Origin of the sequence: Mesoflavibacter sp. CH_XMU1422-2 (assembly GCF_037029245.1) — a bacterium.
GTDB classification, from domain to species: Bacteria; Bacteroidota; Bacteroidia; order Flavobacteriales; family Flavobacteriaceae; genus Mesoflavibacter; species Mesoflavibacter zeaxanthinifaciens.
Window position 1 is genome coordinate 58,538 of the sequence record NZ_JAYMEE010000092.1, and the last position, 12,215, is coordinate 70,752.

A 12,215-nucleotide genomic window follows, 5' to 3' on the forward strand; every position below is an offset into this window, starting at 1 on the left:
AATCGGGCTTTTTTTTACAATAATTTTTGCTGACTTTTATAAAACGCATCTGCTTGTAACTGCATAAGTTCTCTAGCTTTTTTGCGTTTAAATTGATATAATTCGTCTTCCTTAGATAAATCAGTATACACTTTATCGTTAATTGTAAAGTCGGTTTGTAAAGCTAGTTTACGTTCTTCAACACGTTGTTGTACTACTATTTTTACAGCAGTTTCTTGATCTTCTAATCTAAAATCATATTCACTTTTAGGTGAAATTAATTTTGCGAAAATTGGCGCAGTTTCAATAGCTAAAAATAATAGAAATATAAAAAACGAAGGTAACCATGGTAATTTGTTTAATGCATTAATACGCGCCATTAAACCATCAAAACCTTCAATTATGGGTTGTGTATTATTAACTTGTGTTTGATAATTATTTTGAAGTTGCTGTAGTTGCATTTCAATAGCTGCAATTTTTGCTTTGTTATCTGTTTTTAGTTGTTGTAATTGGGCTAAAGCAGCATCGTGTTTGTCTCTTTTTTCTTTATAAACAGGACCTTTACCCAGTTTTTTTGTTCCTGCAGTACCTTCGGCTTCACTAATATAGGTGTCGTAAAGTGCATTTACTTCGGTTTCTTTAGTATCAATTTCAGATTTTAAGTTTTCTATATTTTGCTTTAGTTCTGTTTCTTTAGGAGAAAACTGAAGCGCAATTTGTTCTTGGTTTTCAAGCGTCATTGCATTTTTTTCTTCTAATAAAACCTGGTTAATTTCCTTTTCAAAAATCTTCATTTCTAAAGGTTTTGAAATAACTATAGCGATAATTAAAGCTAAAATTAATCTTGGAAGCGCTTGTAAAAATTCATCTAAAAAAGAATCTCTTTTCTTAATTGTAGAGACAATAAAACGATCTAAATTAAAAATGAGTAATCCCCAAATTAGTCCAAAAAAGATGGCTGTAAAAAGATTGTTAAAAACAGTATAAAGCGCATAACCAGAAGCGATAAAAGCCATTAGTGCTGTAAAAAAGACCGTTGCGCCAATACCTGCGTATTTGTTTTTTTCGCTTGAAGAAGCATTTTTTAAGATGTTAATATCTGCACCAGAGCAAATAATAAAGAATTGTTGTAACATGATGTGATTGTTTTTTGATTGATGATGATCCTTGGACTGTACTCAGAACAAGTAGTTATTAGAACGCTTATTATGCTGAAATGTTACATTTTTTGAAATAAAAAAACCTCAAATCAATTAGTTTTGAGGTTTTTATAGATTTGGGTTAAAGAAATTTTAATGTATTTCTTTAAGCTTTGATATCATATTTTTTGATTTTTTTATCATGGATTCTAACTCATTAGTTTTTCCTTTTATAGTGAAATTAACATTATCAACGACATTTTCATTAAACATTACTTTCTTATTATAATTAAAGCTAAGTTCAATTATATCTTCGGGACTATTAGTTTTAAAGATTGTTTTTAAGGCGTCCCAATCAAATTTGGTTAATTCTTCTAAATTTTCGGCGTTAACCGTTAAATTAGAGGTGTGTACTTTAGTTTTTTTGTTTTTTTGATTAGAATAATTAACATCATATGCTGAATGATTAATTATTGTCTCAATAGCACTATCACTTATATGTACATTTGATACTCCATTATTTGTATTGGAAGATATATTTAAGTTCTTATTTTCTTTTAAAAGTTTTATAGCTTTATCAGAGGTTATTTTTTCATCGTTGTAATAAAAAGTAGCCTCTTTTTTTGCCATTTCAACAACTGTGTCTAAAGGCGATTTTGGTTTTGGTGGCTTTGGTGGCTTTGGTGGCTTTGGTACCTCTTTTAAATTTTTTGACTTTGATGGCGTTGGTATTTTTGTAGGTTTACCATCTATAATTTTATATTTTTTATAATATTCTTCTCTTTCTTTTTTATATTTTTCTTTTTGCTCTTTAGTAGCATTATGTGCTACTGGTGGCGGCGGTAACGGAATTGTCTTTTTATTGTTTTTACTTGGTTGATTTCTTATAATTACTATCATAGAAGGCACTTTACTACCATCTTCAAGTTTAATATCAAAATATTGGATGGTGCTGTCTTCTTTAGCATCTAATAAATACTTAATAGCTTCTTCATTAAGTAAATTTCCTTCAACTTTTACTGTTGGTTTCCCTGGTACTTTAAACTTAAAATTTAATACCTTCTTTTCTGTTGTTACAGCAACTTGACTTGCTTGGATCAATTTTTTATTAGCATAAATAGGATTACCTTTAAAAACAGACATACCTAACATTGGATATTGTTTGTCTTGTGTAGTTTTTTTCTTTTCTATAACATTGAAAGAGTAATCTTTGTTTGGAGAAACTTTATGTGTTTTGTCATTGATAGTAATTCCATGACTTAACTCTATTGATTTATATAAACCTTGTAACTCTACAGTTACCTTTTCTAAAATAGAATAGTCTAGACTTTTACCTTTTGAGTTTATCTGTAATTCAACATCCTTTTTTCCAAATAAGTTTATGAAATCTGATCTCAAATTTTCTAAACTAGTCGACTTACCATTTAGTTTAAGAGATAATGGATTTTGATTGATTGTTAGAGTTGGTGTTTTAATTAAATTTTTATTAGCATTAGATGCAACATTAATTTTTGGCTTAACACTTTTTTCAACATCTTTAGTTTGACTAAAACTAAATAAAAGCAATGCCAATACAGGTAGTAGTAATAGGCTTCTAAGCCATTTTGTTCTTTGTGTTGTTTGTGTGTTCATAATTGTTAAACGTTTTTTGATTGATGAATAATTGATAGCATTAACCAATGCTAACTCTTTTTGGTTTGATGAGAACTTTAACAAGAGATTTTGATAATTTTTTAAGTTGAAACCACTTTTTAAAACTTGTTGATCGGCCAAAAATTCGTGGTTAAGTTTAATGTCTTTTTTTATAAAATAGAGTAGTGGATTAAACCAAAAAATAACCTGTAAGATTTCTATAAACAAGATGTCTAAACTATGTTTTTGTTTAGCATGTGCTTGTTCGTGTAATAAAACTTCTTTCGGAATTTTGTTATTTTCAAAAGCAGATTTATTAAGAAAAATATAGTTGAAAAACGTATGCGGAATAGCTAATTTTTCAATTAGGACATTAATAAAAATAGATGTTTTAACCTTTTGATGCCTTTTAATTTTAGATGAAATTTTGATTAGATTTAAAATAAATCGCGTTGAAAATATAATAACACCAATAGTATAAATTGTCCATAAAAGTGTCGGTAAAAATGTATTGGGTTGTTCTTCTGTAATTGTAGGTAATTCTGCAGGAAAATATGGTGGTGTAGTCATACTTTCTGGATCGTAAATACCAAAATCTAAAGTTGGTTCTACATATTTAATAAATGTGATAAAAGGGATGATTGCCGATAGTAAAAGCGCAGCTAATAGATAAAATCTTTTAAAATGATGATGGTTTAACGGCTCTAAAACTATTTTGTAGAATAGCATTAAAATAGCCAAACATGCCGATGATTTTAATAGCAGAATACCCATGATTATTTGTATTTAATTTGATGGTCAATAATAGCGCGTAGTTCTTCTAATTCTTCTTTTGTTAAATCGGTTTCTTGAGTAAAAAACGAAGCAAATTGCGTACTACTGTTATTAAAAAAGTTTTTAATCAAACCATTTACATGCTTAGAAAAATAGTCTTTCTTTTTAACTAAAGGATAGTATTGTCTAGAGTTTCCAAATTTGTTGTAAGCCACAAAACCTTTGTCTTTCATACGTTTTAAAAGCGTCGCAACTGTTGTGTTTGCGGGTTTTGGTTCTGGATAGGCATCTAGCAAGTCTTTCATAAAGCCTTTTTCTAATTGCCATAAATAACTCATTAATTCTTCTTCAGATTTTGATAACTGCATGTTCTATGTTTTTAGAATAACCTCTACAAATGTAGAATATAAAAATGAATTCTACAAACGTAGAACGAATTTTGAGTGAAAATATTTTATTTCTTTCGTGTTCTAAGACTTTCTATAATGACGGTAGAAAGGATTAATAGTCCGCCAAAAAAGGTGTTCCAAGTCGGGATTTCGTTTAAGAAAAAGTAAGCAATAATAATCCCAAAAATAGGTTGTGTACTACCAATAATACTTGCTGTACTCACTTTAAAATGATTTAAACTTTGTATAAATAAAGTATGTCCTAAAGCAGTAGTGACTAACGCTAAAATAATAACATAAGGATATTGGGTTGTAATATTAGAGCTGTCTAAGAAAATTAATACAGGCGATAACATTATACCCATAATTAGTAATTGATAAAACATTAAATGGCTACCGTGATAAGTAGTTACATACTGTTTCATTATTAAAATTCGAAGCGCATAACACAAAGCAGAAACCAATCCGAAGAATATGCCTATAAATGCGTCGTTTTCAAAGTCTATTTCTGGAGATAAAATATAAATGCCTAAAAGTACCATTGCACCAAGTATAAGGTGCATGATATCAAATTTAGTTTTAGAAAATAATGGCTCTAAAAGTGCTGTAATTATTGGGAATGTAAATAGTGATAACATACCAATTGCAACACTAGATTTTTGCAGTGCAATAAAGTAAGTAATCCAATGTAATGCCATAAAGATGGATGCAATTATAAAACCACCTAAATCTTTTTTTGAAAGAATGTTTAATTTGATGTTTTTATACTTGCAATAACCCAATAAAATAAGCATTGCCAAAATGCTTCGCCACCAAATTGTTACTGGAGCAGGCATATCTATGTATCTACCTAAAGCACCAGACGTACTTATTAAAAAAGTAGCAAAAGTAAGTTCTAAAACGTGCTTAAAATGTTGGTCTTTCACTTTGGGTTAGTTGTGTTAGCGATTGTAATGACATCCTTAATTTTGCTGCCATATATGGCAAAATTAAGATATAATGAAAAGCGCGACCACCTTTTGCCATTAGAAGCAAAAGGTGGAAACACCCAAATTTTATTTATGTAGCTCTGTAAAATATTGATAGAAATACGGAATAGTTTCTATGCCTTTTAGATAATTCCATACGCCAAAATGTTCGTTTGGACTGTGTATCGCATCGCTATCTAGACCAAAGCCCATTAAAATGGTTTTACTTTTTAGTTGCTCTTCAAAAAGTGAAACAATAGGAATACTTCCGCCACTACGTTGTGGTATAGGTGTTTTTCCAAAAGTTTGTTCGTAAGCTTTACTTGCAGCTTGATAACCAACACTGTCTATTGGCGTTACGTAACCTTGTCCGCCATGATGTGGTTTTACAAGTACTTTTACACCTTCTGGAGCAATGTTTTCAAAATGTGTTTTAAATAGTTGGGTAATCTCTTCCCAATCTTGATTTGGTACTAATCGCATTGATATTTTTGCATAAGCCTTGCTTGCAATAACGGTTTTTGCACCTTCGCCAATGTATCCGCCCCAAATTCCGTTAACGTCTAAAGTTGGTCTAATGCTGTTACGCTCGTTAGTTGTGTAACCGGCTTCACCATAAACAGCATCAATATCTAATGATTTTTTATAAGCGTCTAAAGAAAAAGGTGCTTTTGCCATTTGCGCACGTTCTTCTTGACTTAATTCTTCAACTTTATCATAAAAACCAGGAATGTTAATGTGATTATTTTCGTCATGAAGCGAAGCAATCATTTTTGTTAATACATTTATTGGATTAGCAACTGCACCGCCATATAATCCAGAATGTAAATCGCGATTTGGACCTGTAACTTCAACTTCTACATAGCTTAAACCACGTAAACCAGTTGTAATTGAAGGCACGTCTTTAGCAATCATACCAGTATCTGAAATTAAGATCACATCGTTAGCTAATTTTTCACGGTTTTCTTTAACAAACTTTCCAAGATTAACGCTACCAACTTCTTCTTCACCTTCGATCATAAATTTAACATTACACGGTAAGCAATTATTTTTGGTCATAAACTCCATTGCTTTGATGTGCATGTACATTTGTCCCTTGTCATCACAAGCACCACGTGCAAAAATTGCACCTTCAGGATGTGAGTCTGTAGGTTTTATTACAGGCTCAAAAGGTGGCGAATGCCATAAATCTAGAGGATCTGGTGGTTGTACATCGTAATGACCGTAAACTAATACGGTTGGTAAATTTTTATCAATTATTTTATCTGCATAGACAATAGGATAACCATCGGTTGGGCAGATTTCTACGTTGTCACAACCTGCTTTTTTTAAACTTTCTGCGACAGCATCTGCAGTATTAAAGGTATGTTCTTTGTAAGCAGAATCTGCACTAATAGAAGGAATTTTTAAGAGTTCTATTAGCTCGTCAATAAAGCGTTGTTTGTTGTCTTTTACGTATGTTGAAATGTTTTGCATAAGAGAATTTTATGATTTATGTAAAAGTACAAAAAGCAAATCAAAAAAATCTGCTATTAACTTGTTTGTAAATTGAAACTATTGATTATATTTGCAATCCGAAATTAACGGAAACAAGTTGCAGGCGTGGTGGAATTGGTAGACACGCTAGACTTAGGATTAAACCAAATAAAAAGTGTTAAAATATTAAAATGCGGGCGTGGTGGAATTGGTAGACACGTCAGACTTAGGATCTGATGCCGCGAGGTGTGGGAGTTCGAGTCTCCCCGCCCGTACAAAAGCCGAAGAGAAATCTTCGGCTTTTTTCATTTGAAAATAGTGGCTAAAAATAGGGCAGGTACAACATAGGTACAACATTTTGCTTTTTTTTGGTGCTAATATAAAATGATATGCTTTTTAATTTTTTGACATTAAGTGCTATGAAAAACTCTTTATTTCAATAAAGTCTAGCGTTTTTTTATCATTCTATTCAAAAAACAGTCTCTTTCAGTTACTTTACTCTTGTCCCAAAAAAAGCATAAATATGGGACAAATTCTTGTATTTAAACATCTACATTCTTCAACGAATAAAAGTTAGAATTGAGCATACTTTAGGGTGAAGTTTATTATCATACAATATTACCGCAAGTTAAACTCATAAAATACTTCCATCAAAAGACTACGGCATAAAGCCAACGCTTCTTCCACTACTCATTTATTCCGTTTCCTTTTGAGCCAAGATTTTATCTTCCGTTTGGTTTCTGCTCAAATATTGTTTAATCAAAAATTTGAGTATTATGACAACAAAAGCGAGTACCACAAAAAAGCGCAGTCGAACAAAAGTAGCTGCCAAAAAAGAAGTGAACGGAAAAAAAGTCCAGGCACTTAAAATTGAGAATCTGCCTATTGCAAAAGTCAAACCCGACCCGATGCAACCCAGAAAAACGTTTGATGAAAAGTTGCTAGAACAGCTTTCTGAGAGTATCGAAAAGCACGGTGTGTTGCAGCCAATCACGGTAAGGCAACTAAATGGCCATTATATCATCGTGATGGGCGAACGCCGATATCGTGCGAGCAAGCTTGCAGGAAAAAAGACCGTACCCTGTATCGTAAGAACTTATGAGAACAATGATGTTCTGGAAGTTCAAATCATCGAAAACCTGCAAAGACAGGATGTTGAACCGACCGAAGAAGCCGATGCGATTGCTTACCTAAGTGAGAAGTATTCACCTACCGAAATTGCGAAGCGATTGGGTAGAACGGATAACTTCATCAGACAGCGTTTGAAACTGGCCGGATTAATTGATGGTTTCAAGCATTTTGTACGCAATGGCGAAATGACCATTTCCTTGGGCGTAGGCGTGGCACTTTTTGAACCGGAAGAGCAACAGATGATGTTGGAAACGATGGGCGAGGATTTTAATGCACATCAGATAAACAGGATGATTAAAGACCAGACATACTATTTGGAAAAAGCATCTTTTGATGTAGCCGATAAAAAATTGGTCCCAAAAGCTGGGTCTTGTGTTGAATGTCCTTTCAATGCCGCAAATCAAGGCAATCTGTTCGGCGAAGGAAAGATGGTCTGTACGAAAGCAGCCTGTTTTGAAACGAAGAAAAGCAAATCGCTCTTGAACCTGATTGAAAAATCCAAGAAAGAGAATATCCTTCTAATTCCTGAAATACGACAGTATTGGGCAGATGACGAAAACAATAAGCTCATTATATCCCAATTGGTAAAGAACGGATTGAAAGTTTATTTACTGGACGATGTTGAAATTATAGAGAATCCGATTGAGCCAACAATCGAAGCTATTCAGAAAGAATATCAACATTACGATTATTCTGAAGATGAATTAAAGGCAGAATTGGATGAAGCAATGCAAAATTATAAAGAAGCATTGGAAAAATTCAGTTCAGCAAAAGAAGAAGGATTTAAAAACGGTATTGTGTTCCATCCCGATTCATTCCAGCACAAGGAAATTTTTGTAAAGATTGTTGAAAAATCAAAGAACGATTCTACGGAATATTCGGCACCATTGGCGAACAGAAAAATGGCAGATTGTACGCCTGAAGAACAAATCGTAAAAATTAACGAAAGGGAAATCCGTAAGAAGCAAATTGAGAATAACAAGCAGTTTGAAGAAGTGGTTCAGATGATTCGTGAAACGAAATACGTTGATACAAAGAAAACACTTTCAACAGATGAAATGGTGGCATTCTCGATATCGCTATTTGAGAACAATGTGGACTATATGAGCCAACAAAAGTATTTCTCAAAGTTCTTGGACGACACTTTAAAGATGACCAAAGTTGAAATGGTCGAGAATTTCAAGAAGAAATTCAAAAAGGAAATCTTCCATAAGCTGATACGGTATATGCTCACGAAACAAGTTCATTTTGGCGAAAGCAATCACGTCAATAATCTGACAAACATTTCATTCTACAGCGCAATGCAAGGATATTACAAATCCAAGATTGCCGGCATAGAAAAGGAATATGCCGAAAAACGAGACAAGCGTGAAGCACGTTTGAAAGAGCGTATCACAGTTCTTGAAAAGCAAATTAAGGAACTCAACGATTAGCTTTTGTTGTTTGGAGAAGGGTCGGCATTCGTGCTGGCCCTTTTTCTTTTTTATGATAGTGTTTTGAAAGTTGGGTTCATAAGGAAGGGGTTATCAATCAATAGTTAGCGCAAAGGTAAACTCGTAAAATACACCCATCAAAAGACTACGGCATAAAGCCCACGCAACACCCTACGCTTATTTATTCCGTTTCCTTTTGAGCTGAGATTTTAGCTTCCGTTTGGGTACTGCTCAAATATTGTTTAACTAAAATTCAAAAACTATGTATTTACAAAATTTGCAACAGGATGAAATCTTTGTTCCATCAGAAATGAAATCCTTAAAAAGTCTTACACAGATGGAATCTCGAAGAGGGCTTGAAAATGCCATTATTTCAAATGGCAAAATCGTCAATGTGGTCTCGAACAGTTATGGCCATATTCCAAACCAACTGTTCTTCAAGAAAGCCGAGGAGATGTTAACCGATGCACAACTGAATTTCCACAAACGCACCATAAACAAGAATGATAGGTCGTTCATTACTGACTTTATTATCGATGACAAAAGCCAGTTTACTGTCAAGAACGATAAAGATTTGATACTTCCGATGCTTCGGTTCAAAAACTCGTATGACGGAAGTGAAAAGACCTCTGGTCACTTTGGGTTTTATAGAGAAGTGTGCTCAAATGGTCTGCACGTTTCACAGGCTGAAATCGAGTTTTCCATAAAGCACAGTAAGAACAATACGCACTTAATTATGCCGAGGTTGAACAATCTTTTCGATAAATTTCTGGACAACGAATTCTACACCATTACCAAGAAATTCGACAAGATGAAAGAATTTAAAATCATCGATACACAGGAATTTGTGAAAGCGATTCTTGACAGGACGAAACTGTTCCGGTATGAATGTAGCGACAAGAACAGCGACCCGTCGAAAAAATCTCGTGAGGTCATCGAAATCTTAAACTATGAAGCTTTGTTGCTCAATGAAGAACCAAATCTTTGGTTAGGTTACAATGCGTTTAATTCAGTACTTCATAATGTCTTAAAGAAAAGCTTTGGCCAACAAGAACGATTGGATAAAAAGCTGTTTAATGAAGTCTATGCTATGGCATAAAGCCAAAAGGTTCATCCAGTACCTTAAACTGGATTTTTTTGTGCTTGCTATTTATAGGTTTAAAAGCAATACCGTTCAGCACATTCCCCTACATTTCGCGAAAAGCTTCATTCCGGGAAAAGCGCTTTCCTATAATAATCTTGGACACAACTTCAAAGCTTCCGTTTTCCATTCCACTTGCCCGTTCATTCCCGAGAAAAGTCGGGAAGCGGTCAAACTGCATTCCAACCTACACCTTCAAAGTCAAGTCCGCTTTAAATCCTGCATAATGAGAATAAATAATTTTCTTAATCCGTTCAGCACATTCCCCTGCATTTCGCGAAAAGCTACATTTCGTGAAAAGAGCTTCATTACAAAGGTCTTGGACACAATCCCCAATTTTAGCTTTCCATTCCGCTAACCCTTCCCGCTATGCTGGGAAGGAACACTTCATTCCTTTGCCAAAATTGAGAATTAAGTCCGTTTTTCATCGGAAAGTCATCCCTTCGGTTTTCTTAACAGGATTTTCGGCGCGGTCTTCTTGAGCCCTCAATCGAAAATCCTTAAAAACCGAACCGCTGCCTTACATATTTTAAGGGGTTTATAATGGATAAAGCCTTTGTTGTTTTTCGGGGCGTCGAAAAACAGGCACGACATAACCAATTCTAATATAAACACAGCTGCTTATCTCGCTTAACTGTCGGTACGCTCAAACGCAACTGCGTTTAAAAGAATTGCTAATGCCCTTATGGAACTTGTCAAGACTATACAAGTTTTAGTGAAAAATAAGGTTTCTACTTCCTTGAAAATCTAAGGATTTTACTACGTCGCAAACACACCTGATTTTGCCCGAAAAGTCTTGACAAAACCCACTCTATCCATTGTGCAGTGCACAGAAGAAAAGAACAAACACCCCTTAAAATTTAATTCAGTTTAAAACAAATAGGGGAAATATAAACCAGTCTGATACAAAGCAGACACAAATCTTTTTATTATGAGTACTATTAGAAATCACGTACAGTTAATTGGAAACGTTGGACAAGAACCAACCATTACGAACCTTGAAAGCGGTAAGAAAGTAGCCCGCTTCTCACTTGCTACAAACGAGTATTACAAAGACAGTAAAGGCGAAAAGCAAACGGACACCAACTGGCATACCGTAGTAGCTTGGGGCAAGACTGCTGAAATCGTTGAGAAATTTGTCGAAAAAGGCAAAGAAGTTGGAATATCGGGAAAACTTAAAACCCGAAGCTATACAACTGATGATAACGAACAACGCTATGTTACCGAAGTTATAGCCGATGAAATCCTATTACTTGGAAGCAAGAGCGACAAGTAATCTTCAAAATTAAAGAGGGCGCACCTGTCGAAAGTTTCGCCCTCTTTTCATTATTCACACATTAAATATATGTACAATGAAAGCACAAGTTAACGAAATAAAAGAGCGATTGCAATATTTTAGTGGAACAGAAATGTTTTATCAAATCCCATTATTGCGAACCCGTTTTACGGACGGATTGAAATACTTATCCGAAGTAGCAGAATGTTTTTGGCTCATTACGGACACGTCCGTAATTGCAAAAAGTCTGATGAACCGAAGCGAATTTATCACAATCGACTTTAAAAGATTGTCCGAAGAAAAACAGGATTATTCGGGATATGAAGCCGAGATAATTTACAGCGATGGCAATGATAATATTTTGGAAAAGCAAGGATATAGAGCAACCGATTTTCCACTCGATGAACTGCGGTTATTTTTTGTAAATGATACGCTGATGTTACCAAGCGAATATTAAAATTTTGAAGCTATGATGTATATTAAATTTCAAGATTTGAGCGAGGAAAAACAAGAGGAACTTTTACAGGTTTCGAGAGAACACGTAACACATCTTTATGGGGAATCCATAAATAAATATGTGGAAGAAACTGGTGCAAATTATGAAAACTTGATTGACGAGGAAATGATTAAAAACTTATACACCTATAATTTCGTTTTCAACATTTAGCACTATTATATAGAGCAACGAACACCTCTAAAATTTTAGAGGTGTTTTTCTATGCAATTAACATATAGTCAAGAAAAAAACGTATCTTTATTTTGCTGAAATTCAGCATTCAAATTTAAGTAGGGTTATCCACTTTTCGACTTTCGCCGATAACCGTAGACATCGAAAAATAACATATCGGAAAATCATTTTCCCTGAAAATGGCAATCG

At 33.9% G+C, this 12,215-nt stretch carries 10 protein-coding genes and 1 tRNA gene; 6 read left to right on the forward strand and 5 right to left on the reverse strand.

The annotated features are described in order from the left end of the window. Positions 1-14: 14 nt before the first annotated feature. The 5 genes from WA340_RS13195 to WA340_RS13215 form a co-directional block, all read right to left on the reverse strand. Complete coding sequence (locus WA340_RS13195) at positions 15-1,115, reverse strand: DUF4407 domain-containing protein (RefSeq protein WP_336129436.1); 1,101 nt, start codon at positions 1,113-1,115, stop codon at positions 15-17. A gap of 156 nt (positions 1,116-1,271) precedes the next feature. Then, positions 1,272-3,524, reverse strand: a complete 2,253-nt coding sequence (locus tag WA340_RS13200) for a M56 family metallopeptidase (protein WP_336129437.1) — start codon at positions 3,522-3,524, stop codon at positions 1,272-1,274. A gap of 2 nt (positions 3,525-3,526) precedes the next feature. Continuing rightward, positions 3,527-3,892, reverse strand: coding sequence for a BlaI/MecI/CopY family transcriptional regulator (locus tag WA340_RS13205; RefSeq protein ID WP_304142653.1), 366 nt, complete (start codon positions 3,890-3,892; stop codon positions 3,527-3,529). Positions 3,893-3,978: 86 nt separating this feature from the next. Next, positions 3,979-4,839, reverse strand: a complete 861-nt coding sequence (locus tag WA340_RS13210) for a DMT family transporter (RefSeq protein WP_304142650.1) — start codon at positions 4,837-4,839, stop codon at positions 3,979-3,981. A gap of 129 nt (positions 4,840-4,968) precedes the next feature. After that, the gene (locus WA340_RS13215) at positions 4,969-6,357 is read right to left on the reverse strand and encodes a dipeptidase (protein WP_336129438.1); all 1,389 of its coding nucleotides are present in this window, start codon (positions 6,355-6,357) and stop codon (positions 4,969-4,971) included. 193 nt (positions 6,358-6,550) lie between these two features. On the opposite strand from WA340_RS13215, the gene WA340_RS13220 reads away from it, so the two are divergent. From WA340_RS13220 to WA340_RS13245, 6 genes are all read left to right on the forward strand, one after another. Then, a tRNA-Leu gene (locus WA340_RS13220) sits at positions 6,551-6,632 on the forward strand. Between the two features lie 501 nt (positions 6,633-7,133). Continuing rightward, the gene (locus WA340_RS13225; RefSeq protein WP_336129439.1) at positions 7,134-8,921 is read left to right on the forward strand and encodes a ParB/RepB/Spo0J family partition protein; all 1,788 of its coding nucleotides are present in this window, start codon (positions 7,134-7,136) and stop codon (positions 8,919-8,921) included. A 262-nt stretch (positions 8,922-9,183) separates the two neighbouring features. Continuing rightward, positions 9,184-10,020 carry a DUF932 domain-containing protein gene (locus WA340_RS13230; protein ID WP_274639502.1) on the forward strand — a complete coding sequence of 279 codons (837 nt, stop codon included), beginning with the start codon at positions 9,184-9,186 and terminating at the stop codon, positions 10,018-10,020. Positions 10,021-10,993: 973 nt separating this feature from the next. Continuing rightward, positions 10,994-11,338 carry a single-stranded DNA-binding protein gene (locus WA340_RS13235; protein ID WP_121666352.1) on the forward strand — a complete coding sequence of 115 codons (345 nt, stop codon included), beginning with the start codon at positions 10,994-10,996 and terminating at the stop codon, positions 11,336-11,338. Between the two features lie 76 nt (positions 11,339-11,414). After that, a complete protein-coding gene (locus WA340_RS13240) occupies positions 11,415-11,795 on the forward strand; it encodes a DUF6876 family protein (protein ID WP_121666351.1) in 381 nt (126 codons plus the stop codon). Between the two features lie 36 nt (positions 11,796-11,831). Beyond that, a complete protein-coding gene (locus WA340_RS13245; protein WP_336129440.1) occupies positions 11,832-12,005 on the forward strand; it encodes a hypothetical protein in 174 nt (57 codons plus the stop codon). Positions 12,006-12,215 lie beyond the last annotated feature (210 nt).